16 protein-coding genes are annotated in these 23,033 nt (G+C 67.1%); 5 read left to right on the plus strand and 11 right to left on the minus strand.

All coding sequences use genetic code 11. The features are described from left to right. Position 1 precedes the first annotated feature (1 nt). Complete coding sequence (rho, locus tag HUW10_RS17885) at positions 2-1,276, minus strand: transcription termination factor Rho (protein ID WP_174504703.1); 1,275 nt, start codon at positions 1,274-1,276, stop codon at positions 2-4. Positions 1,277-1,526: 250 nt separating this feature from the next. Between rho and HUW10_RS17890 the strand changes: the two genes are divergently transcribed. From HUW10_RS17890 to tldD, 3 genes are read left to right on the plus strand one after another with little or no spacing between them, the layout of a single operon-like run. Continuing rightward, positions 1,527-2,630, plus strand: coding sequence for a COX15/CtaA family protein (locus HUW10_RS17890; RefSeq protein ID WP_174504704.1), 1,104 nt, complete (start codon positions 1,527-1,529; stop codon positions 2,628-2,630). Then, positions 2,627-3,703, plus strand: coding sequence for a COX15/CtaA family protein (locus HUW10_RS17895; protein WP_174504705.1), 1,077 nt, complete (start codon positions 2,627-2,629; stop codon positions 3,701-3,703). The genes HUW10_RS17890 and HUW10_RS17895 overlap by 4 nt, the downstream gene beginning before the upstream one ends. Continuing rightward, positions 3,700-5,151: a metalloprotease TldD gene (tldD, locus tag HUW10_RS17900; RefSeq protein WP_174504706.1), complete on the plus strand. Its 1,452-nt coding sequence runs from the start codon at positions 3,700-3,702 to the stop codon at positions 5,149-5,151. The genes HUW10_RS17895 and tldD overlap by 4 nt, the downstream gene beginning before the upstream one ends. Positions 5,152-5,215: 64 nt before the next feature. On the opposite strand, the gene HUW10_RS17905 is transcribed toward tldD, so the two are convergent. The 3 genes from HUW10_RS17905 to tkt all read right to left on the minus strand — a co-directional run bounded on the left by HUW10_RS17905 (position 5,216) and on the right by tkt (position 9,520). After that, on the minus strand, positions 5,216-6,409 hold the full coding sequence (locus HUW10_RS17905; protein WP_174504707.1) for a phosphoglycerate kinase: 1,194 nt from the start codon (positions 6,407-6,409) through the stop codon (positions 5,216-5,218). Beyond that, positions 6,409-7,422, minus strand: coding sequence for a type I glyceraldehyde-3-phosphate dehydrogenase (gene gap / locus HUW10_RS17910; protein ID WP_174504708.1), 1,014 nt, complete (start codon positions 7,420-7,422; stop codon positions 6,409-6,411). The genes HUW10_RS17905 and gap overlap by 1 nt, the downstream gene beginning before the upstream one ends. Before the next feature lie 64 nt (positions 7,423-7,486). Continuing rightward, positions 7,487-9,520 carry a transketolase gene (gene tkt / locus HUW10_RS17915; protein ID WP_174504709.1) on the minus strand — a complete coding sequence of 678 codons (2,034 nt, stop codon included), beginning with the start codon at positions 9,518-9,520 and terminating at the stop codon, positions 7,487-7,489. A 289-nt stretch (positions 9,521-9,809) separates the two neighbouring features. Here tkt and HUW10_RS17920 point away from each other — a divergent pair, with 289 nt between their 5' ends. Next, entirely contained in the window at positions 9,810-11,561 is a 1,752-nt protein-coding gene (locus HUW10_RS17920) for an ABC transporter ATP-binding protein/permease (RefSeq protein ID WP_174504710.1), read from the plus strand. Positions 11,562-11,677: 116 nt separating this feature from the next. Here the strand turns inward: HUW10_RS17920 and HUW10_RS17925 are convergent, their stop codons facing one another. The 7 genes from HUW10_RS17925 to HUW10_RS17955 form a co-directional block, all read right to left on the minus strand. Continuing rightward, positions 11,678-12,583, minus strand: coding sequence for a glycosyltransferase (locus HUW10_RS17925; RefSeq protein ID WP_174504711.1), 906 nt, complete (start codon positions 12,581-12,583; stop codon positions 11,678-11,680). After that, a complete protein-coding gene (gene rfbD, locus HUW10_RS17930; protein WP_174504712.1) occupies positions 12,580-13,485 on the minus strand; it encodes a dTDP-4-dehydrorhamnose reductase in 906 nt (301 codons plus the stop codon). Before rfbD ends, HUW10_RS17925 begins: the two co-directional genes overlap by 4 nt. Before the next feature lies 1 nt (position 13,486). Then, positions 13,487-14,041: a dTDP-4-dehydrorhamnose 3,5-epimerase gene (gene rfbC / locus HUW10_RS17935; protein WP_174504713.1), complete on the minus strand. Its 555-nt coding sequence runs from the start codon at positions 14,039-14,041 to the stop codon at positions 13,487-13,489. Continuing rightward, a complete protein-coding gene (gene rfbA, locus HUW10_RS17940) occupies positions 14,038-14,919 on the minus strand; it encodes a glucose-1-phosphate thymidylyltransferase RfbA (protein WP_174504714.1) in 882 nt (293 codons plus the stop codon). Before rfbA ends, rfbC begins: the two co-directional genes overlap by 4 nt. After that, the gene (gene rfbB / locus HUW10_RS17945; protein WP_174504715.1) at positions 14,916-15,971 is read right to left on the minus strand and encodes a dTDP-glucose 4,6-dehydratase; all 1,056 of its coding nucleotides are present in this window, start codon (positions 15,969-15,971) and stop codon (positions 14,916-14,918) included. Before rfbB ends, rfbA begins: the two co-directional genes overlap by 4 nt. Positions 15,972-16,294: 323 nt before the next feature. Continuing rightward, positions 16,295-20,077, minus strand: coding sequence for a glycoside hydrolase family 99-like domain-containing protein (locus HUW10_RS17950; protein ID WP_174504716.1), 3,783 nt, complete (start codon positions 20,075-20,077; stop codon positions 16,295-16,297). Beyond that, positions 20,074-21,741: an amidase gene (locus tag HUW10_RS17955; protein WP_236656496.1), complete on the minus strand. Its 1,668-nt coding sequence runs from the start codon at positions 21,739-21,741 to the stop codon at positions 20,074-20,076. Before HUW10_RS17955 ends, HUW10_RS17950 begins: the two co-directional genes overlap by 4 nt. A 74-nt stretch (positions 21,742-21,815) precedes the next feature. Between HUW10_RS17955 and HUW10_RS17960 the strand changes: the two genes are divergently transcribed. Then, positions 21,816-22,997: an FAD-binding domain-containing protein gene (locus HUW10_RS17960; protein WP_174504717.1), complete on the plus strand. Its 1,182-nt coding sequence runs from the start codon at positions 21,816-21,818 to the stop codon at positions 22,995-22,997. Positions 22,998-23,033 lie beyond the last annotated feature (36 nt).

Genomic DNA, 23,033 nt, shown 5'->3' on the forward strand with positions numbered 1-23,033 from the left:
GTCAGGTGTTCATGGCCTCGAAGAAGTCGTTGTTGGTCTTGCTGTATTTGAGCTTGTCGAGCAGGAAGTCCATGGCCTCGCCGGGGCCCATCGGGTTGAGGATGCGACGCAGCACCCACATTTTCGACAGCGTCGCGCGCTCCACCAGCAGCTCTTCCTTGCGGGTGCCCGACTTGGTGATGTCGATCGCCGGGAAGGTGCGCTTGTCGGAGAGCTTGCGGTCGAGGATGAGTTCGGAGTTGCCGGTGCCCTTGAACTCTTCGAAGATCACCTCGTCCATGCGGCTGCCAGTGTCGATCAGCGCGGTGGCGATGATGGTGAGCGAGCCGCCTTCTTCGATGTTGCGCGCGGCGCCGAAGAAGCGCTTCGGCTTCTGCAGGGCGTTGGCATCGACGCCGCCGGTGAGCACCTTGCCCGAGGAGGGGACGACCGCGTTGTAGGCGCGGGCGAGGCGGGTGATCGAGTCGAGCAGGATCACCACGTCGCGCTTGTGCTCGACGAGGCGCTTGGCCTTTTCCAGCACCATCTCGGTGACCTGGACGTGGCGGGTCGCCGGTTCGTCGAAGGTGGAGGCGACGACCTCGCCCTTCACGGTGCGGGCCATGTCGGTCACTTCCTCGGGGCGCTCGTCGATCAGCAGCACGATGAGGAAGGCTTCGGGGTGGTTGGCTGAGATCGAGGTGGCGATGCTCTGCAGCATTACCGTCTTGCCGGTGCGCGGCGGGGCGACGATGAGGGCGCGCTGGCCCTTGCCGATCGGGGCGATGAGATCCATCACCCGGGCGGTGTAGTCCTTCTGCTGGCCCTTGGCCGGCGGCGGCGCGTCCTCGACTTCCATCCGCAGGCGCTGGTTGGGATAGAGCGGGGTGAGGTTGTCGAAATTGATCCGGTGGCGCACCGCGTCCGGCGCCTCGAAATTGATCGTGTCGACCTTCTGCAGCGAGAAATAGCGCTCGCCTTCCTTGGGCGCGCGGATCTCGCCGGCGACGGTGTCGCCGGTGCGCAGGCCGAATCGGCGGATCTGCGCCGGAGAGACGTAGATGTCATCCGGCCCGGGGAGGTAGTTGCTCTGCGGGCTGCGCAGGAAGCCGAACCCGTCGGGCAGGGTTTCCAGCGTGCCGTCGCCATGGATCGCCTGGTCGTTCTCGGCATAGGCCTTGAGAATGGCGAACATCATGTCCTGCTTGCGCAGCGACGACGCGTTCTCGACCTGCAGTTCCTCGGCGAGGTTGAGCAGGTCGGTCGGGGATTTGGCCTTGAGTTCGGCGAGCTTCATGGGGATTCCGCGAGGTGAGGTGCCCGTGGCGTAAAAGGGTACGGGCCGGTTCGGAGTGTAATTGGGAGAATGCCCGGTAACGAGCCGGAGGCGGCGGGCGTGTTTGTCCCGCTGTGACGCACACATGGCGCAACTGCGGCGCGAGGTCAAGATTGAACGAAAGGGCAGATCACCGCGAGACGCGGGTTTACAAGCCGGATTTCAGGTGCAAATCCGCGTCTGGTAACGGACAGATGCGGGAAATGGTCTGATGGCATCGCAATCGGTGGCGGGTTTTGCCGGCTCTTTGGGCACACGCGAGGCGCGGGCGGCAAGCCCGGAAAGCCGGCGGATGGTGGCGATCTGGCTGTTCGTCAGCTTCGCGCTGATCGTCGAGATGTTCGGAATCGGTGCCTATGTGCAGAACATGAATGCCGGCCTGTCGATCATGACGTGGCAGCCGGTCTCGGGCGTCATTCCGCCGCTGACCCATGCGGCGTGGGAGCGGATGTTCGCGCTCTACAAGACGATTCCGCAATACAAGCAGCTCAATCACGGCATGGACCTTGCCGGGTTCAAGGCGATTTTCTGGCCGGAATGGATCCACCGGATGTGGGGCCGGCTGCTCGGCTTCGATTTCGGCGTGCCTCTGGCCTGGTTCCTCTGGACCGGGCGGATCGAGCGGCGGCTGCGGCCCTGGCTGGTGACGCTGTTCGTCCTGGGTGGGGTGCAGGGGCTGATCGGCTGGTGGATGGTCGCCTCCGGCTTCCAGCCGGGGCTGACCGAGGTTTCGGTGTTCCGGCTCTCGGTGCACTATTGTTTCGCGACCCTGCTCGCGATTGCCGTGTTCGCCACCGCGCTGACCGTGCTGAAGCCGGCCGAGGCGCGGCTGCCGCCGGCGGAGGCTGCGCGCTATGCGGGGGTGCGGCGGATCGCGATGGGCTCGATCGTGCTGATCGTGATCGCCATCGTGGCGGGGACGTTCCTCTCCGGAACCCATGCCTATACGATCGATAACACGTTCCCGCTGATGCAGGGGCGCTGGGTGCCGCCGGATTACGCGGCGCTGCATCCGTTCTGGACCAATTTATTCCTCAACAAGGCGGCGACGCAGTTCGACCACCGGCTGCTCGGCACGGTGGCGGCGGCGGGCGTGCTGGCTGCGGTGGTAGTGGCGGTCCGCGCCGACCTGCCGGCGCGGGCGCGCGACGCGTTCCTGGTGATGGGCGCGCTGCTGATCGTGCAGTATATTCTCGGCGTGACCACGCTCGTCTCGAAAATCCTGGATATCGGCATCGTGCACCAGCTCAACGCGGTGCTGCTGCTGGCGGCCGCGGTGTGGGCCTGGTTCGAACTGCGCGGGCGGCCGGCATGAGCGGGACGGCGGCGCGGGGGGACCGGCTGGTCGGCACCTGGCTGCTCGTCATCTGTTTCATGATCTTCGGCATGGTGGTGGGCGGCGGCCATGCGCGGACGATCGGCGCGGGGTTCGTGATCCAGACCTGGCAGCCCTTTACCGGCATCATCCCGCCGCTGACCCATGCCGCATGGGAGCACGCCTTCGGCCTCTACAAGGCGACGGCGCAGTATCAGGCGATGCAGTCGAAGATGACGCTCGCTCAGTTCCAGTCGCTCTATCTGCCGATGTTCCTCGACCGCGACTGGGGACGGTTGATGGCGGTGGTGTTCCTGGTGCCGCTGGCGGTTTTCCGGCTGCGGGGGCGGATTTCGAACCGGCTGGCGGCCTGGCTGCTGTTCCTGTTCGCGCTCGGCGCCGGCGAGGCGGCGATGGGCTGGTACATGACCTATCAGGGCATGACGAGCCGTATCCTGCAGCCTTCGCCGCTCTATCTCGGGCCGCATTTCGTGCTGGCGATGCTGATCTTCACCGCAATGCTGTGGACCGCGCTGACGCTGCGTTCTCCCGAACCCGTGAGGCTGCCGGGCCTCGCCCGGTTGCGCGGGCTGCTGAGCGTCTCGATCGGGCTGATCATCGCCACGATCGGCCTCGGCGCGCTGGTGGCGGCGAGCGGCGCGCTCAAGGTTTACAATACATTCCCGCTGATGGACGGCCACGCGCTGCCGCCGCATGCGCTGGCGCTGCATCCGCTCTGGCTCAATTTCCTCGCCAACAAGGCGACGGTGCAGTTCGATCACCGGGTGGTGGCGACGGTGACGGCGGTCGTCGTCGTGATCGCCGCGGCGATGGGGCTGCGCGCGCCGGTGGGGGCGAAGGCACGCGACCTGTTCCTGCTCTTGGCCGGGCTGGTTTCGCTCCAATATATTCTTGGCATGAGCACGCTGGTCTCGGGTATGGCCGAACTCGGCTATGTGCACGAGCTGAACGCCGTGCTTCTGCTCGCCGCCTGCATCGCCTGCCGCCACGCTCTGCGGGGTGCGACGGCGGCGGTGCCGCTTCCCGCCTATGAAATGAAGGCCGCTGAATGATGTCCGACACGATGCAAGACATGCTCGCCACCGCCGACCGGCTGTTCCATGGCAATGACGGGCTCGACGTGATCGAGGCGCGGCGGGCCATCGCCCCCGTGCTGGAGGCCGCCGACGATGGCGAGCTGTTCCTGGAATATCGCGAATCCGAGGTGGTGAGCCTGGATGACGGGCGGATCCGCAATGCGAATTTCGACAGCCGGCGCGGTTTCGGCCTGCGCGCGGTGACCGGCGAGGCGGCGGTCTATGCCCATGCCGGGGAGATTTCCGACGCGGCCCTGGCGCGCGCGGTGGAGACGCTGCGCGCGGCGCGGCAGGGCGATGCCGGCACGGTGGCGGTCGCCCCCGCGGCGGCAACGCGCAGGCTCTATACCGAACATAATCCGCTCGCGGAGATGCCCTTCGCGGCGCGGGCGGCGCTGCTCGGCGAGATCGACGCCTATGCCCGCGGCGCCGATCCGCGCGTGGTGCAGGTGATGGCGAGCCTGGCCGGCGAGTGGCAGGTGGTCGAGATCCTGCGGGCGGATGGGGTGCGCGTGGCCGATGTGCGGCCGCTGGTGGTGCTGCATGTTTCCGTGGTGATGGAGCAGGACGGGCGGCGCGAATCCGGCGGCCACGGCGCCGGCGGGCGCGCGACCTATGAGGGCGTGACGGCGCCGGCCTTCTGGCGGGCGGCTGTGGACGAATCGATCCGCAAGGCGGCGCTGAACCTCGACAGCGTGCCGGCGCCGGCCGGCGAGATGCCGGTGGTGCTCGGCGCGGGCTGGCCGGGCATTCTGCTGCATGAGGCGATCGGGCATGGGCTGGAGGGCGATTTCAACCGCAAGAAGACCTCGGCCTTTGCCGGGCTGATGGGCAAGCGCGTTGGCTCGAAAGGTGTCACCGTGGTCGATGACGGCACGATCCCTGACCGGCGCGGTTCGCTGAGCGTGGATGACGAAGGGACGCCGAGCGGGCGCACCGTGCTCATCGAGGACGGCATCCTGACCGGCTACATGCAGGACCGGCAGAACGCGCGGCTGATGGGCATGACGCCGACGGGCAATGGGCGGCGGCAATCCTACGCGCATCTGCCGATGCCGCGGATGACCAACACCATCATGCTGGAAGGCGAGGCCAGCCGGGAGGACATGATCCGCTCGGTCAAGCGCGGCATCTATGCGGCGAATTTCGGCGGCGGGCAGGTCGATATCACCTCGGGCAAGTTCGTGTTCACCGCCTCGGAAGCCTACCTGATCGAGGATGGGCGGGTCGGCGCACCGGTGAAGGGGGCGACGCTGATCGGCAACGGGCCGGACGCGCTGACCCGGGTGGAGATGATCGGCAATGACCTGGAACTCGATCCCGGCATCGGCACCTGCGGCAAGAACGGGCAGGGCGTGCCGGTGGGCGTCGGGCAGCCGAGCATCCTGATGGGCGGGCTGACGGTGGGCGGCACCGCCTCCTGAAACGAAGACCGCCGGCCCGGGGAACCGGACCGGCGGGTTCAGACGTCGATGGCGCGCCGATCGATCAGCGCGGCGTGAGCGCTGCCACTCCCGGCAGGGTCTTGCCTTCCATCCACTCAAGAAAGGCGCCGCCGGCCGAGGAGACATAGGTCAGGCGATCGGTGACGCCGGCAAGGCGGAGTGCGGCCACCGTGTCGCCGCCACCGGCGACCGAGATCAGCCCGCCGGCCGTGGCCTCCGCCACCGCAGCGGCGAGGCGCATGGTCGAGGCGTCGAAAGGCGGGGTCTCGAAGGCGCCGAGCGGGCCGTTCCAGATCAGCGTTTTCAGCGCCTTCACCGCAGCGATGATTGCCTCGGTGGTGGCGGGGCCGACATCGAGCGCCATTGCGTTCGCCGGCACCGCGTTCGCCGGTACGGTTTCGGTGGGCGGGTTCGGCGCGAAGGTCTCGCTGACCACGAAATCCGACGGCAGCAGGATTCGGCAGCCATGCGTCGCAGCGGCTTCGACGATGGCGCGGGCGGTATCGTGCAGGGCGGGTTCCTGCAGCGACTTGCCGAGTTCCGCGCCCTGGGCGGCAAGGAAGGTGTTCGCCATCGCGCCGCCGATCACCAGCAGGTCGACCTTGGTGATCAGGTTGGTCAGCAGGTCGAGTTTGGTGGAGACTTTCGAGCCGCCGACGATGGCGCCGACCGGGCGTTTCGGGTGGCTGAGCGCGGCTTCGAGGGCGGCCAGCTCTGCCTGCATCAGCCGGCCGGCATAGGCGGGCAGGAGATGGGCGAGACCCTCGGTGGTGGCATGGGCGCGGTGGGCGGCGGAGAAGGCGTCGTTGACGAAGATGTCGCCATTGGCGGCGATCGCCTTCGCCAGGCCAGGGTCGTTGCTCTCCTCGCCGGGATGGAAGCGGGTGTTTTCCAGCACGAGGATGTCGCCCTCCGCCATCGCGGCGACGGCAGCCCCGGCCTCGGGGCCGATGCAGTCAGCGGCGAAGGCGGTGGGCCGGCGCAGCACCTCACCGAGCGCGGCGGCGACGGGGCGGAGCGACATCTCCGGCACGACCTTGCCCTTCGGCCGGTCGAAATGCGACAGCACGATCACCTTCGCACCCTTGCCGGCGAGCTCGACGATGGTCGGCGAGAGGCGCTCGATGCGGGTGAGGTCGGTGATCCGGCCGTCGCGCAGCGGGACGTTGAGGTCGGCGCGCACGAGGACGCGCTTTCCCCTGACATCGACCCCGTCGAGCGGGCGCCAGTCCGCCATCAGAGCGATCCGAACAGGGCGGCGGTGTCGCTCATCCGGTTCGAGAAGCCCCATTCATTGTCGTACCAGCCCATGACGCGGGTGAGCGCGTTGTCGATCACTGCGGTCTGCGGCGCGTCGAAGCTGCAGGAATAGGCGACGTGGTTGAAGTCGGCGCTGACCAGGGCCTCGGTCGAATAGTCGAGGATGCCCTTGAGCTTGCCCTCGGCGGCGGCCTTCATCGCCGCGTTGATCTCGTCCTTGCTGGCCTGCTTCTTCAGGTTCACGTCGAGCGAGACGAGCGAGACGTTCGGGGTGGGCACGCGGATCGCGGTGCCGTCGAGCTTGCCCTGGAGCTCGGGCAGGACGAGGCCGACGGCGCGGGCCGCGCCCGTGGTGGTCGGGATCATCGAGAGGGCGGCGGCGCGGGCGCGGTGACGATCCTTGTGCAGGGTGTCCACCGTCTTCTGGTCGCCGGTATAGGAGTGGATGGTGACCATGTAGCCACGCTCGATCCCGAAGGTCTCGTGCAGCACCATCGCCATCGGTGCGAGGCAGTTGGTGGTGCAGGAGGCGTTGGAGATGATCGTCATGTCCTTTGTCAGCGTGTGGTGGTTCACGCCGTAGACGATGGTGGCGTCCACCCCGTCGGCCGGGGCGGAGACCAGGACCTTGCGGGCGCCGGCCTCGATCAGCTTCGCCGCGGCGTCGCGCTTGGTGAACAGGCCGGTGCATTCCATCGCCAGGTCGACGCCCTGCATCGGTACCTTCGCCGGGTCGCGCTCGGCGGAGACGCGGATCGGCGCGTAGGTGCGACCGGCATTGGTAATGACGATGCTGTCACCCTTCACCTCGACGGTGCCGGGGAAGCGGCCATGCACCGAGTCGTAGCGGAGCAGGTGGGCGTTGTCCTCGACGCTTCCGAGGTCGTTGATCAGGACGCATTCGACGTCGGAACGCCCGCTCTCGATCATCGCGCGCAGCACGAGGCGCCCGATGCGGCCGAATCCGTTGATCGCGACTTTGACGGTCATGTGAAGAAGTCTCCCTCGAAAACGTTCAGGTGAGCCGGAGGCGGTGATAGTGTCGATGGCGGAATTACAGCTTCGCTTTCACTGCCGCAACGATCGCCTCGGCGGTGATGCCGAAATGCTGGAACAGCTTCTGGTATGGCGCGCTGGCGCCGAAGCCGTGCATGCCGATGAAGGTGCCATCGGCCCCGAGCAGGCGTTCCCAGCCGAACCCGACCGCCGCCTCGACGCCGACTCGCGGAGCCTCGCCAAGCACCTCGGTGCGGTAGCCGGGGTCCTGGCGATCGAGCAGTTCGAAGCTCGGCACCGATGCCACGGCGACCGCGATGCCCTCGGCCGCCAGCATCTCGCGCGCCTTGAGCGCAAGGGCGACTTCCGAGCCGGTGGCGAGGATGGTGGCGCGGCGCGGCCCCTCGGCCGGGGCGACGACATAGCCGCCGCGGGCGGAGAGGTTTTCAGCGCCGTGGTCGCGCGGCAGGGTCGGCATCGCCTGGCGGCTGAGTACGAGCAGGACCGGGCCGTCCTTGTGCTTCAGCGCGATGTCCCAGCATTCGGCGGTTTCCATCGCATCGCCGGGGCGCAGCACCAGGACATTGGGCATGGCGCGGAACGAGGCGAGATGCTCGACCGGCTGATGGGTCGGCCCATCCTCGCCGAGGCCGATCGAATCGTGGGTGAGCACGAAGATCGAACGGATGCGCATCAGCGCGGCGAGGCGGATGGCCGGGCGGCAATAGTCGGAGAAGATGAAGAACGTGCCGCCATAGGGGATCAGCCCGCCATGCAGGGCGAGGCCGTTCAGCGTCGTCCCCATGCCGTGCTCGCGCACGCCGAAATGGATGTAGCGACCGGAATGGTCCTTCGCGGTGAATACGCCCATCGATTTTACGAACGTGTTGTTCGAGGGGGTGAGGTCGGCCGAGCCGCCGACCATTTCGGGGACCACGGGGACCACCGCGTCGAGCGCCATCTGGCTGGCCTGGCGGGTGGCGATGTTGGGCTTCTCGGCAGCGATCTTCTCGCGCAGGGCGGCCATCGCGGTGGTGTAGTCGGGCGGCAGGTCACCGGCGAGGGCGGCATCGAAGGCAGCGCGCTGGTTGCTCGCTGCGTGGCGCTTTGCCCAGGCCCGGTGCGCGCCGGCGCTGCGCGCCCCGGCCCCGCGCCAGGGGGCGAGGATGTCGTCCGGTACGGTGAAGGGTGGCGCGGTCCAACCGAGCAGGGCCTTGGCGGCGGCTGCTTCGTCGGCGCCGAGGGGCGAACCGTGGGTGGCCGGGGTGCCGGCCTTTTTCGGCGCGCCGAAGCCGATGATGGTGCGGCAGGCGATCAGCGTCGGCTTGCGGCTGCGCAGGGCGAAGCGGATGGCGGATTCGATCTGCTCGGGGTCATGCCCGTCGATCCGGCGGGTAGCCCAGCCATAGCCGGCGAAGCGCTTGAGCACGTCGTCGGTCATCGAGATGTCGGTGCCGCCGTCGATCGAGATTTCGTTGTCATCGTAAAAGACGGTGAGCTTGTTCAGGCCGAGATGCCCGGCGATGGCGCAGGCCTCGTGGGACACGCCTTCCATCATGTCGCCATCCGAGGCGATGACCCAGGTGCGGTGATCGACCATGCCCTTGCCGAAGCGGGCGGCGAGCATGCGCTCGGCGAGGGCGAAGCCGGTCGCCGTGGAAATGCCCTGGCCGAGCGGACCGGTGGTCATTTCGATGGCCGGATGCTCGATCCGCTCGGGATGGCCGGCGGCGCGGGCGCCGAGCTGGCGGAACTGGCGCAGATCGTCGATCGACATGCCCTCGTAGCCGGTGAGGTGCAGCAGCGCGTAGAGCAGCATCGAGCCGTGGCCGGCGGAGAGGATGAAGCGGTCGCGGTCCGGCCAGTGCGGATCGGCGGCGTCGAACTTCATGAATTTCGTCCACAGCACGGTCGCGACATCGGCCATGCCCATCGGCATGCCGGGATGGCCGGACTTCGCGGCCTCGACGCCGTCGATCGCCAGCGCGCGAACGGCGTTGGCAAGCTGCCGCATCTCGGTCATCGGGCGGGCGAGAACCGCGTTCTGGCGCTCCAGCGCAATCTCGTTGCCGGCGGTGTCGCTACTGGCCATGTCATCCCTCCTGTTCGGGCCCCGGTCTTAAGACCCGCGCCCGGCATCGGCAAGTCGGCTTTGAGCAATGCCCGTCAGGCATGATTGAGCCCGAAGGGACGCGTGCGATGGACCGGAGGTTTGAAGCCGGGGCGGGATATTCAACCGCCGAGCCGGCTTCCGCGCTCACGATGGCGCGAGAGCGATGCGCCGGAATGCGCCCGGATGCTGATGATATGGCGCTGCCGGCTGGTCTTGCGCCATCCGCGCCTATATGGGGGCGGGAACACCTGTGGATGCGGAGACAGAGATGGACGACGAGCTCGCCCGGACCGGATTTTTCTACCGCCTGTTTTACGTCGCCAAGCCGTTCTTCCGCTCTGAGGAGCGGCGGATCGCCTGGGGGCTGATGATCGTCAACGTCGTCATGGTGCTGGTGATCGTGGCGATGAACTACGCGCTGACGGTCTGGAACGGATCGTTCTTCGATGCGATGCAGCGCTACGACGTGGCGAAAATCTGGCGCCTGTTCTGGATCTTTCTCGGGCTGGCGGCGATGGTCGTGGTGATCAACACGGCGAGCCAGTATCTCGTGCAGATCTTCCAGATCCGCTGGCGGCGGTGGATGACCGGACACATGGTCGATGGCTGGATGGACCGGCAGGCGCATTACCGGATGCAGCTTGACGACCGCGATGTCGACAATCCCGACCAGCGCATCTCCGACGATATCGATTTCTTCACCGGCCAGACGGTGAACCTGCCGCTCAATGCCTTGCAGTCGGTTGTCACGATCGTCTCGTTCTCGGTGATGCTCTGGTTGCTCAGCCGCAATCTCCGGCTGTTCGGCGTCTATGTTCCCGGCCTGCTGCTGTGGATGAACCTGGTCTATGCGATCGGCGGCACGTGGCTGATCCTGATCATTGGCAAGCCATTGTTCTGGCTCAACAATATCCAGCAGCGCATGCAGGGAAACTTCCGCTTCGAGCTGGTCCGCGTGCGGGACAACTCCGAGGCCATCGCGACGGCGCAGAGCGGGGCCGCGGAGGCGACGCGGCTGAAGCGGAATTTCGCGCCGGTGGTGGAGATATTCTATCGCCGGATCTACCGCACGGTATTCGTCAACACGTTCAACTTCTCCTTCAATACGTTGGGCGGGCTGCTTGCCTTCGGCCTGGTGATCCCGTCCTATCTCGCCAAGCGGATCCTGATCGGCACGGTCTCGCAGACCAACAACGCCTTTGGCCAGACCCAGCAGGCCTTTGCCTTCATCCTCAACAATTTCAGCTCGATCGGGCAGGGTTATCTGTCGATCACCGAATGGCGGGCGGTCGTCGATCGTCTCTACGCGCTGGAGGTGAGCATGCGGCATCATCACGAAGCCGCGGCGGCGCCGCGGATCGTCTATGAGCGCGGGGACGATGCGGGGCTTGCGATCGAACACCTCTCGCTCACCCTGCCGGACGGACGCAAGCTGCTCGATGCGCTCGATCTGCGGGTTGCCCCCGGCGAGAGGCTCCTGCTCAACGGGCCGACAGGATCGGGGAAGAGCACGCTGGTCCGCGCCATCGCCGGGATCTGGCCTTTCGGCGAGGGGCGGGTGACGAGGCCCGCCGGACGGATGCTGTTCGTGCCGCAGCGGCCGTATCTCGCGAATGGCCGGTTGATCGAAAGCATCGGCTTTCCCTATGCCGAGGTGCTCGATCCCGCTTCGGTGGCGGCGGTGCTGCAACGGGTGGGGCTTGGCCATCTCGTCGACCGGCTCGATTCCGAGCAGGCCTGGGACCGCGAACTTTCGCTCGGCGAACAGCAGCGGATCGGCTTTGCGCGCTGCGTGCTGCTCCGCCCGGATGTGGTGATCCTCGACGAGGCGACTTCCTCGCTGGACGAGGCCTATGAGGCCTCGATGTATCAGATCCTGCTCGAGGAATTACCGGAGGCGACAATCATCAGCGTCGGCCATCGCTCGACCATCATCCGCTACCACACCCGGCGACTCCACCTTGCCGGAGATGGCGGCTGGCGGGTGGAGATGCTGACGGCCGGGGAGCCTGCGAAATAGGCAGGCGTCCCTTTGGAGCACTTTCCGATCCTTTTGGATCGGATGTAGTGCTCTATCACATTGATAAACAGAGCATCTTTATCCGATCAGATGATTCCATCTGATCGGATGATGCTCTAGCCGAGGACAAACCAGAGGCGGAACAGCAGGTTTTCGAGCGGCGTCTGCCGTGACAGCCCGGGGCAGCGCATGGCGCTGAGACGTGGGGCGAAGCCGCCATCGAGTCCGGCGGCGATGCGGGCGAGATCGGCGCGCGCTGTGGCGGCGAGCAGGTCGCCATGCGCCTCCAGCTGGCGGACATGACGCCGCATCATCGTCATGAAGATATCAGGGCCGCGTTTTATCGCACCGACGGCGCGGGCCACGGTCGTGCGGGGCGATCCGATCAGGTTACCCTCGTGCTGCCGGTAGAGCACGACCGGCTTGGGATCGACCGTGATCGAGCCACCGCAGGCGCTGACCACGATGTAGCTCCACCAGTCATGCACCGTGCCGGCCGGGCCAGGGATGCGGCAGATGAGGTCGGCGGCGGCGCGATTCATGACCGCCGTATTGCCATGGACGACGTTCTGCGTGAGGCAGGCCGGAAAGCCGGGTTTGCGGGCGGGCAGGTTCGAGAGCCGGCGGCTCTGGAGATTGGCATCGACCAGATACTGCCGGGCAGTATAGAGGCGCGGGCCTGAATTCTGCCCGCTCAGCGCCAGCCGGGCACGGGCGAGCTTTTCGGGCAGCCAGACATCGTCCTGATCGGCGAAGGCGATGATCCGTGCGTCTTTCGCAGCGGCGAGAAGGGAAAGGAAGCTCTGCCCGGCGCCGAGATGTATGCCGGAATTGGGCGCCTCGCGGCAGCGTTCGGCGCCGATGCGGCCGGCGAAACCGGCCATGATCTCCCGTGTCGCATCCGACGAGCCGTCATCACGCCAGAGCAGGCACCAGTTGCGATCGGTCTGCGCCTCGAAGCTCGCGAGCTGGTCGGACAGAAACTGCGCACCGTTATAGGTGGAGAGCAGGATGGTGATCACGATGCGCGCTCCTGGGCGAGGAGTGCGGGGACGATGCGGGCGGTGGCGTCTTTCCAGTGCGGGAGAGCGAGGCCGAAGGTTTGTCGGAGTTTTGTAGTGTCGAGCCGGGAGTCGGCGGGGCGGCGTGCGGGGGTGGGCCAGTCTGCGGTGGCGATGGGGATGATTTCGGGGTGCGGCGTGCCGTGGCGGGCGGCGATGGCGAGGATTTCGGTGGCGAAGCCGTGCCAGGTGGTGTCGCCGGCGCTGGTGGCGTGGAAGATGCCGGCGAAGCCGGGCTGCCATCCCGCGGCGACGATGCGGGCGGCGATGGCGAGGATGGCTTCGGCGAGATCTTCGGCGGCGGTGGGGGCGCCGCGCTGGTCGGCGACGACGCGCAGCGCCGACAGGCGGGAGGCGGCGGCGATCATGGTGCGGGCGAAATTCTTGCCGCTGGCGGAAAACACCCAGGCGGTGCGGAGGATGATGGCCTCGGCGCCAGAGGCGAGAATGGCGGCCTCGCCGGCGGCCTTGCTTTCGCCATAGACGCCGAGCGGGGCGATCGGGTCGGTTTCGGTGTAGGGCGCGCCCTTGGTGCCGTCGAACACATAGTCGGTCGAGACATGGATGAGGGGGATACCGCGGGCGCGGCAGAGAGTGGCGAGGGTGGCGGGGCCGTCGCGATTGGCGCGGAAGGCGGCGTCGGCGCTGGCTTCCGCGGCGTCGACGGCGGTCCAGGCGGCGGCGTTGACGACGAGTGCGGGATCGGCGTCGGCGAGGGCGGCGGCGATTGTTTCCGGTGCGTCGAAATCGAAGCCGGGGCGGCCGACAGCGTGGAATCGGGTGTTGGTTCTGGCCGCGTGCAAGGACAAAGCATGGCCGAGCTGGCCGCTCACACCAGTGATCAGGATCGGGCGGGTATCCATCTCAGATCCTGAACCAGGGATCGGCCTCGGCAAGGCGGGGCAGGAGATTGTCCTTGTTCGAGAGCAGGGCGCCATCGGCGGGGATCGGCCAGGGCAAAGCGAGATCGGGGTCGTTCCAGATGACGCCACGCTCGGAGGCTTTGTCGTAAGGGGCGGTGACCTTGTAGACGACCTCGGTTTCGGGCTCGATCGTGCAGAACCCGTGCAGGAAGCCGGGCGGGATCCAGAGCTGGGCGCCGTTGGCGGCGGAGAGTTCGGCAGCGGCAAAGTGGCCGAAGCTCGGCGAGCCGTGGCGGATATCGACCGCGACATCCCAGATCGCGCCGCGGATGCAGCGGACGAGCTTGCCCTGGACGAAGGGGGCGATCTGGCAGTGCAGGCCGCGGATGGTGCCGGGGCGGGTGGAGGAGGAATGGTTGTCCTGCACGAAGGATTCGGTGAAACCGAGGGCGTCCAGCTTCGCCTGATTCCAGGTTTCGCTGAACCAGCCGCGGGAATCGGCGAAGCGCGGCGGGGTGACGAGCTTCACCTCGGGAAGGTTGAGGGACTCGATCATGCCGCCTCTCCATCCGCGAGTTCGTGCAACACGCGGCCGAGCGCGGTCTTGCCGAGGAGGGCGGCGTGATGGCGCAATGTGTCGGCGTCGATGAAGCCCATGCGGAAGGCGACTTCCTCGGGGCAACCGACAAGCTGTCCCTGGCGCGCCTGGATGGTCTGCACGAAGGTTGCGGCCTGGAGCAGGGAGTCGGGAGTGCCGGCGTCGAGCCATGCGGTGCCGCGGCCGAGGCGCTCGACGGTGAGCGAACCGTCGTCGAGATAGAGGCGGTTGAGATCGGTGATCTCGAGTTCGCCGCGCGCCGAGGGGCGGATGCGGTGGGCGAACTCCGTCACACGGTGATCGTAGAAATAGAGGCCGGTTACAGCCCAGTGAGACAGGGGATTGGCGGGCTTTTCGACGATGTCGGTGGCGCGGCCGGCGCTGTCGAAGGAGACGACGCCGTAGCGCTCGGGATCGCGCACCTGATAGGCGAAGACGGTCGCGCCTGTGTCTCGGCTGGCGGCCTGGCGCAGCGCGAGCGAGAGATGGTCGGCGTGGATCAGGTTGTCGCCGAGAGCGAGGGCGCAGGCTTCGCCGCCAAGCCAGTCCTCGCCGATCAGAAAGGCCTGGGCGAGACCGTCCGGCGAGGGCTGGGCGACATAGTCGATATGGATGCCATACTGGCTGCCATCGCCGAGCAGGCGGCGGAATTGCGGCAGATCCTGCGGTGTGGAGATCAGCAGCAGGTCGCGGATGCCGGCGAGCAGCAGGGTCGACAGCGGATAATAGATCATCGGCTTGTCGTAGACCGGGAGCAGCTGCTTCGAGGCGGCGAGGGTGGAGGGGTGAAGGCGGGTGCCGGAGCCGCCGGCGAGGATGATGCCCTTGCGGATCATGCCGCGTTCCCGAGGCGCTGGCCGGCATAGCGCCGGGCGTGGATGGCGCGCCACCAGCTCTCGTTGGCGAGATACCAGTCGACGGTGCGGGCGAGACCGGCTTCGAAATCATGCGTGGCATGCCAGGCGAGTGCCGCCTCGCTGCGTGAGGGGTCGATCTCGTAGCGGAAATCGTGGCCGGGACGGTCGGTGACGAAGGTGATCAGCCGCTCGCGCGGGCCGGCGGGATCGGGGCGGCGCGCGTCCAGCAAGCGGCAGATGGTGCGGACGACGTCGAGATTGGAGCGGGGCTGACGGGCGCCGATGGCGTAGGTCTCGCCGGGCGTGCCGGTGAGGGCGACGGCAAGGAGCGCCTCGGCGTGATCCTCGACGAATAGCCAGTCCCGCATGTTGGAGCCATCGCCGTAGACGGGCAGGGGTTTGCCTTCCAGCGCGTTGATCAGCACCAGCGGAATGAGTTTCTCGGGGAACTGCCAGGGGCCGTAATTGTTGGTGGTGTTGGAGACGATGGTCGGCAGGCCGTAGGTATGCTGCCAGGCGCGGACAAGATGATCCGAGGCGGCCTTGCTGGCGGCATAGGGGCTGCGGGGGTTGTAGGGGGTGGTTTCGGTGAACGGGGCATCGCCGGGTTCGAGGGCGCCGAACACTTCGTCGGTCGAGATGTGGTGGAAGCGGAAGCGGCGCCGGGCAGGCTCGTCCAGGGTGGCGAACCAGGCGCGGACGGCCTCGAGCAGGACGAAGGTGCCGGTAATGTTGGTGTCGATGAAATCGCGCGGCCCGTCGATCGAGCGGTCGACATGCGATTCGGCGGCGAGATGCATCACGATGTCCGGCCGGTGCGTCTCGAAGACGGCGCGCATTGCCGTGGCATCGGTGATGTCGGCCTGGACAAGGTGATGACGCGGGTGCCCCAGTGCCTCGCCCAGAGCCTCTTCCGAGGCGGCGTAGGTCATCTTGTCGACCGTCACTGCCTCATGGGGCGTATGACCGACGATACGCCGGACAACTGCCGAACCGATAAACCCACAACCGCCAGTAATAAGAAATTTCATTTGAGATCAGGCATATCTTCAAAAATAAACGAGGCCGATAATTGGTCTCGCTCAAATGTTGGAATTTATAGACAATAACAAATCAATTTATGGATGGACGCAGAGACAATGACCTCGACTTCCATGTTTGTAACTAGCATTTCTGACGGTATAAGAAAACGGTCTGATCTAAGAAATATTAGAATAATATTTGATCTAAATCATCAAAAAATCTAAAAATATATTACATTTTAAAAATCGATATAATTTTGAAATAAGCCTAATTTTTGAACAAAAAAATCTGATATGGTTACGATATCGAATGTAAATCTTAAAATTTAGTTTCAACTCCGCCTGGCTGATCCGCGAGGAGCTTTCTGCCCTGTGCCTCGGGCTGAGGTGGCGCTGCCAGCGCTGGGCCGGGCACGGTGGGCGAATTCGTCCCGCCAGCGGCGCTGCGCGGCCCGAATATCGTCGTCGAGATCGAGCAGCCGGTCCGCGATGTCATGGATCCGGGCGATTTCCTCAAGATGCGCGGCGGCGGCGAGGGTGCCGGTTGCGCCGGCTTCGTGCCGGCGGTGGATGTTCAGCGGTTCGGCGACCCACACGACATTGCCCGCCGCATGGGCAAGCATGTCGAGGTAAAGCCGCCAGTCGCCGGCAAGGCGAAATGTCGGGAGTTCGTCGCCGAGGCGGGAGAGGCTGGCCAGCAGGGAATCCCGCCGGAACAGCACGCCGCTCACATTCAGCACGAGATTGCGCACCGCAAGGAAGCGGGTGGCGAACTCTCGCGCCCCCATCGTCATCGACGTCGCGAGTTCCGGCGCGCCGGCTTCGAGGTAATAACGCCGGTAATCCGGCATGAGCGGGTTGCCATCGGCATCGATGCTCCGAGAGTCGGCGATTGCCATCACCGCGTCCGGCGCGGCGGCGAGGGCGTCGACCAGAGCGGCGAGGAGGCCTGGCGCGGCATCGTCATCGGCTTCGGCAATCCAGACGAAAGTGCCACGCGCCTTTTCAGCAGCTTCACGCCATTGGCCGAAAGGCGAGCCGGTATTGCTCGCGTTGGTGCGGATGGACAGGCTGCGGCGCCATGTCGCGGCGGTCTCCCGTGCGACCTTGACCGAATTGTCGGTCGAGGCGTCGTCGAACAGGGTGATGTCCTCGACCGGGTAGGTCTGGCCGAAAATTCCGGCCAGGCGGCGCGGGAGATGTTGCTCGTAATTGTAGTTGGTCACGAAACACGAGATCCGCACAAGATCGGGCTTGGCCAGCGCCAACAGGTGGCGGGCATAGGCGTTGAAGTCGAACCGCCGCGCGGCTTCGGCGCTAATGCGAGGCCGGTCGGCCGCGAGGGCTGCATGATCGAGCCGCGCGGCGGTCGCCGCTGCGAAGGCGGCGACGTCGCCGGCTGGCACGCTGGCACCCGCGCCGGTTTCGCGCAGGAGGTCGGGGATGCCGCCGGCGCCCGCGAAGGCAATCGCGGGCAGGCCGGCGCTCATGGCCTCGATTACCGTCGTCGGCAGCGGATCCTCGCGCGAGGTCAGCGCGTAGAGATCGGCGCCGCAATAGGCAGGCGCGACGTCGCTGGTGAAGGGCAGCAGCTGGAAGCGGCCGGTCTCGCGCGCTGCGTCGATCTCGGTCCCGAGATAGTCGCGGACCCAGAGATGGGTCTCGCCGAGCCAGATGAAGTGGATATCCCGCCGAGTCGTGACGAGCAGGCGGAAAACCTGCAGGAACAGGTCGAACCCCTTGCGCAGGTCGCCGAAACCGACACCGAGCACGACAAAGGCGCCCGGTGGGATGCCGTGACTGGCGCGGAAGCGTTTGCGCGCCGCCGCGTCGTAGCTGACATTCTGATAGTTGCCCTGGGGGACGACATGCGCCGCGGGGGCTATATCAAGCGCCGCGCATAACGTGTCGCGCACGTGCTCCGATGAGAACACAGTCGCGGCCGCCGCGCGCATGCCCTGGCGGGCGACGCCGCGCAGCGATTTCTCCTCCACCAGCCGCGGCATTTCATGAACCAGCAAAACGCCGCGAAGTCCCTGTTCGGCCAGCGGTATGCAGACCCGCGCCGAGGCGAGGCTGTTGACGATCGCGGCGTCGATTCCCAGCGCGCGGTAGGATGCGACATGACGTTGCAGCGCCGCCTCGTTGGGGGCGAGGTCGACGATGCCCTCGGCCTCGTAGTCCGGAACAAGTTCGCCGCCGCTCAGCAGCAGGATGCGCGGGACGATGCCATGTTCCCGGCGCAGGGTGCGGGCGAGGTGCAGAAGCAGCATCTGCGCGCCATGGGGCAGGGCGTCGTGCCCTACCAGCAGGATGTTCGGGGCGGCTCCTGCGGCTGCGCGGCCGGCAATCGCACGGGCGGTGGCATTCAGGAAGGCGGCGCCATAATGCAGGTCGGGTTCGAGATAGGCGCCCTCGGCCCATTCGTTCCACGCGTTGATGCAGACGATCGGCTCGCCCTGCACCGGATTGCGGCGGGCCCGCTCGATCAGCGCGGCAAGCCAGGCCTGGTATGTCGCCGGTGTTGCGTCATGCAGCACGACTCCCGCGCCCTCGCGGCGGGGGTCGTTGTCCCAGCCGGTCACGGCGGTGCGGATCAGCGGAAAGGCGGGGTCGGGGTCGGCGAGGGACGTGGCGACGATGTCGTTGTAATGATAGACATCGGCCGAAAACTCGGGATCGAAAAGATCGAGCGAGGCGTTCAGCTTCGGCGTGTCCACGACGAGCTTGTGCGGGGGAAATTCGACGGCGCCGTCGAGACCGTGCCGCCTCGGGTCGTAGTCATGGAAGCTCTGGGCCATGAAAAGCAGGGGATCCTCGCCGTGGCGATCCATGAACAGCCGGCGCCAGCGGGCGATGGTCGCTTCCGGGTCAGGGATGAGCGCGGCGCGGTAGATCATGAGCAGCGGCCGGCCTTCGAGCCGGATGTAGCGCGGATCGGCGAAATGGCGGGCGAAATCGTCGACCAGCGCCGTGTCGTCCTGCGGGAGATAGTCCTGGGCGAGCAGGATTTCGCGCTCCAGCCCGTCCCACCGCCGGGTCCAGTTCTCGTTCGCCCACATCAGGCAGAACTTCATGTCGAGCGAGGGGTCGGCAAGGAAGCGCTCGACCGGCTTGTCCAGCAGTCGCCGGCGGTTGAACCAGTAGTAGTAGAACACGAAACCGCCCAGGCCCGCCTCCTTTGCCATGGTAATCTGGCGGAGCATGACCGAGGGGTCATCGAGCGAATAGAAGCCGAGATCGCGCGGCGCGCGGGGCTGGTAATGCCCGGCGAAGCGGGGGGTGGCACGGGCCAGATTTGTCCATTCGGTGAAGCCGGTTCCCCACCAGGCGTCGTTTTCCGGGATCGTGTGGAACTGCGGCAGGTAGTAGGCGAGAACGGTGGCAAGACGCGGCGCGCCTGCCGGCAAGGGCTGGCGCGGCTCGAAACTGTCGGCCGGGCGGGTTGCCGCGCGCACCGCGCCGACGATGAGCCGTTCGGCGGTGGGCCGAACCGGCTGGAACCCGCCGTCGCGATGCGCGAGATAATGCAGGAACGGATTGCCGCCGGCGATCTCGGTGGCATAGCGGGCGGCGTAGAAGGCGATGTCGAAATCAGGGCAGGGGTCGCGCAACTCGGAAGCGCCGAAAGCGCAGAAATGTTCGAACGGATCGTTGCCGGAGGCCGCGACATCGGGGTTGTGGTCGAGGTACCACCGGGAATCGAACAATGGGACCGGGCTGACCTTGCCGGTGCGGCGGCGGGCGAGGTAGTCGGCGAGGGCGTTCTGGGCCTCCGGGATGCCGTAGCTCTCACGATACCAGGCGGCGTGGAACAACGGTGACGGATCGCGTCCCTCGCGATCGCCGAACTGAATGTAATGCAGCAGCGGATTGACGCCGGAGGTGGCGATATCCGGATTGCGGGCGAGATAGTAGGCGGGATCGAAGAACGGGTTCGGCCGAAGACCGACGCGCCAGCCCCGATCGCAGAAATCGACCAGCGGATCGGTGTCTTTGGGCAGATCCCGCGCCTGCAGCGTGTAATGGCCGGGATCGAACAGGGTGCTCGCGCGAATGATGTGAAGTTGGTCCGCGATATCGTGCGCGTTGGGGGCCGTTTCGGGTTGTTTCATCCGGCGCTGTGTCCTTTCATGCCGCCGCGCCGGCTCAGCGGCGGGCGGAGGTCGAGCGCGCAGCGCCCGGCGAGGGCGTGGCCCGCGGCGAGCAGCCTGGCTTCGTCGAACAGTCTTCCCCACAGGCAGAGCGCCGCCGGCACGGGTCGCGGCGGTGCCTGTTCGGGGGCGGCGAGCCCGGCCGAGGGGCGAGGGGGCGTGTTGGTGAAGCCGATGGGCATGCACAGGCAGGGATGGCCGGTGAAGGCTGCCAGCGTGTGCAGCGGGCCGGCGGCGAAGGGGGCGGCGAGAAGATCGACCTCGGCGAAGAGATCGGCCATGGCCTGCATCCCGCGCCGGCGCAAGCGATCGAGCTGGACATGATCGACCGCCGAGAGAAACCGGGCGAGGCGGAACTGGTTCGGCCAGGCGGCCTCGTCCTGCCGGGCGAGAAGATCATCGCGGTCCGAAAGCGTGAGCGGCTCGAAGCTGGCGGCGGCTTCGGCCATCAGCACTGAAACAAGGCTCTCCCAGGGCAGCTTGGGCAGCGCCACCCGCACGAGGGTGACGCCGAGCGCGCGCAGCTGGTCCAGCGCCCACCGCGCCGCGCCGCATTCGGCGCCGGCGAAATCGCCGTCGAGAACGCCAAGCCGCAGGCCCTCGGGGTTGCCTGCGGCAGCGCCGCCGAAAGGGATATCCCGGCTCGACGGATCGCCGGGGTCGGCGCCGTTGAGGGCGGCGAGCACGAGCGCCGTGTCGGCGATGTCGCGGCAGAGCGGCCCGATCCGGTCGAGGCTCGGGCACAGCGGCATGACGCCGGTGCGCGCGATCCTGCCGAAGCTCGGCCGCAGGCCAACGGCACCGCAGCGCGCAGCGGGGGCGACGATCGAGCCGAGGGTTTCGGTGCCGAGCGCAAAGCCGCAGAGTCCGGCGGCGACGGCCGCGGCGGAACCGGACGACGAGCCAGAGGCGCCTTCATCGGGGTTCCAGGGATTGCGGGTGCGTCCGCCATGCCAGACATCGCCATAGCCCAGCGCGCCGACCACCGTCTTGCCCAGCAGCACGGCGCCGGCCGCGCGCAGCCGCCGCACGACAACCGCATCATCCGGCGGAAGCCGGTCGCGGAACGGTTCCGCGCCCCAATCGGTGATGATGCCGGCCGTGTCGATCAAATCCTTGCAGGCCCAGGGAACGCCATGCAGCGGTCCGGCCCAGTCGCCCCGCGCGGCGCGGTGATCGAGGGCGGCTGCGTCGTCCAGCGCTGCCGGGTTGAGCCGGGCGAAGGCGCCGAGGGCGGGATCGAGCCGGGCGATCCGCTCGAAATAGATGGTGGTCAGCCGCACCGCGCTCAGCTCGCCGGCGCGGATCCAGGCGGCCTGGGCGCTGGCGGGGGCAAAGGCGATCGCCTCGTCGTCTTCGGCCCCGGGAAAGGGAAGCGTCGGGCGGGGCAGGATCAGCGGCCCGGGATCGGGCATGTCGAAGCCGGGCAGGCGCGGTTCGAACACGCATGCCGGCGCCAGATCATCGTCCAGCGTCACCGCGCGGCGGGCGCGGGCGAGATCGATCTGGGCCGCGATGGCCTGGGCAATCAGCGCCCGCTCCGGCGCGGTCTGCTCGATGCCGAGGACGCGTTCGGCAGCAGCGATATCGGCGCTGGTCGCTTCGTGCCGGATCTGTTTGTCCACTCAAACCTCCCGTCAGTCTGTTTCGCCGATCCCGCCGGCATTGCCAAGAGCCGCGGAGGCGCCATCTGCCGGGCATGAGTTCCGAACCGATACCGACCCGCGCCGCCGGGCTGCAGCATCTCGCCGATTTCCTGCCGCGCGCCGGAGCGCGCTACGCCGCCGGCCGCAATACCGATCCGGGACCGGAGACGAAAGGTGCGGTCTCGCGCCTGTCGCCCTGGCTGCGTCACCGGCTGCTCACCGAGGCGGAGGTGGCGCGGGCGGCGATGGCGGCGCATGGCGAGGCGGCGACAAAATTCATCGAGGAGGTGGGCTGGCGAACCTACTGGAAGGGCTGGCTGGAGCACCGGCCCGGCGTGTTCGAGCTCTATTGCGCCGGGTTGCGGCGGGCGGAGAACCGGCTGGCGACCGAAGCGGGGCTGCGGCGGGCCTTTCACGATGCCTGCGCGGGGCAGACCGGGATCGACTGTTTCGATTCATGGGCGCGGGAGATCGCCGCGCGGAATTATCTGCACAATCATGCGCGGATGTGGTTCGCCTCGATCTGGATCTTCACGCTGCGTCTGCCCTGGGAACTCGGGGCAGATTTCTTCCTCCGGCACCTGCTCGATGGCGATATCGCATCTAACACATTGTCATGGCGGTGGGTGGCAGGGCTACATACGCCGGGCAAGCACTATCTCGCGCGGGCGGAGAATATCACGCGCTTCACCGGCGGACGGTTCGATCCGCGCGGGCTGCTCGACGAGACGGCGGAACCGCTCGCGGAAACAATGACACCGGCGGCGGCGCGGGCGCCGCGCTTCGACCCGCCGCCTTCGGGCGATGTCGCGCTGCTGCTGCATGAGGAGGATTGCGCGGCCGAGATGCTCGATCTTGCCGGCTGCACGGTGCGGGCGGTGGCGGCGGTGGCGATGCCGGAGGCGCGGGCGCGCGGCGGGGTAGCGCCGGCGGTGGCTGCCTTCGCCCGCGGTGCGGTGATGGATGCGATGGCGCGGGCGGCGGCGCTGTTCGGCGTTGGCCCGGTGTTGCTGGAAGTGGACGATCTCGCCGGCTGGGCGGCGGCGCACCGGCTGACGGTGGTGACCGCGCATCCGCCCATCGGGCCGGTCGCGCAGGCGCTGGCGGCGGCGGATGTGGGGGCGGCGCGCATTGCCCGCGCCTGGGACCGCGCCTTGTGGCCGCATGCGGGGCGCGGGTTCTTCGGCTTCCGCCCCCGGATCGGCGACGCGGTGGCCGCCGCGTCCGGGGACTGAGCGGCGCTTAGAGCATCATCCGATCAGATGGAATCA

The sequence above is a fragment of the Acidiphilium sp. C61 genome, from assembly GCF_905116885.1.
Taxonomy (GTDB): domain Bacteria; phylum Pseudomonadota; class Alphaproteobacteria; order Acetobacterales; family Acetobacteraceae; genus Acidiphilium.

What these genes read in the sequence shown, in the direction of transcription:
- rho (WP_174504703.1), bottom strand. Translation starts at nt 1,276, where the DNA reads ATGAAGCTCGCCGAACTCAAGGCCAAATCCCCGACCGACCTGCTCAAC.
- HUW10_RS17890 (WP_174504704.1), top strand. Translation starts at nt 1,527, where the DNA reads ATGGCATCGCAATCGGTGGCGGGTTTTGCCGGCTCTTTGGGCACACGC.
- HUW10_RS17895 (WP_174504705.1), top strand. Translation starts at nt 2,627, where the DNA reads ATGAGCGGGACGGCGGCGCGGGGGGACCGGCTGGTCGGCACCTGGCTG.
- tldD (WP_174504706.1), top strand. Translation starts at nt 3,700, where the DNA reads ATGATGTCCGACACGATGCAAGACATGCTCGCCACCGCCGACCGGCTG.
- HUW10_RS17905 (WP_174504707.1), bottom strand. Translation starts at nt 6,409, where the DNA reads ATGGCGGACTGGCGCCCGCTCGACGGGGTCGATGTCAGGGGAAAGCGC.
- gap (WP_174504708.1), bottom strand. Translation starts at nt 7,422, where the DNA reads ATGACCGTCAAAGTCGCGATCAACGGATTCGGCCGCATCGGGCGCCTC.
- tkt (WP_174504709.1), bottom strand. Translation starts at nt 9,520, where the DNA reads ATGGCCAGTAGCGACACCGCCGGCAACGAGATTGCGCTGGAGCGCCAG.
- HUW10_RS17920 (WP_174504710.1), top strand. Translation starts at nt 9,810, where the DNA reads ATGGACGACGAGCTCGCCCGGACCGGATTTTTCTACCGCCTGTTTTAC.
- rfbD (WP_174504712.1), bottom strand. Translation starts at nt 13,485, where the DNA reads ATGGATACCCGCCCGATCCTGATCACTGGTGTGAGCGGCCAGCTCGGC.
- rfbC (WP_174504713.1), bottom strand. Translation starts at nt 14,041, where the DNA reads ATGATCGAGTCCCTCAACCTTCCCGAGGTGAAGCTCGTCACCCCGCCG.
- rfbA (WP_174504714.1), bottom strand. Translation starts at nt 14,919, where the DNA reads ATGATCCGCAAGGGCATCATCCTCGCCGGCGGCTCCGGCACCCGCCTT.
- rfbB (WP_174504715.1), bottom strand. Translation starts at nt 15,971, where the DNA reads ATGAAATTTCTTATTACTGGCGGTTGTGGGTTTATCGGTTCGGCAGTT.
- HUW10_RS17950 (WP_174504716.1), bottom strand. Translation starts at nt 20,077, where the DNA reads ATGAAACAACCCGAAACGGCCCCCAACGCGCACGATATCGCGGACCAA.
- HUW10_RS17960 (WP_174504717.1), top strand. Translation starts at nt 21,816, where the DNA reads ATGAGTTCCGAACCGATACCGACCCGCGCCGCCGGGCTGCAGCATCTC.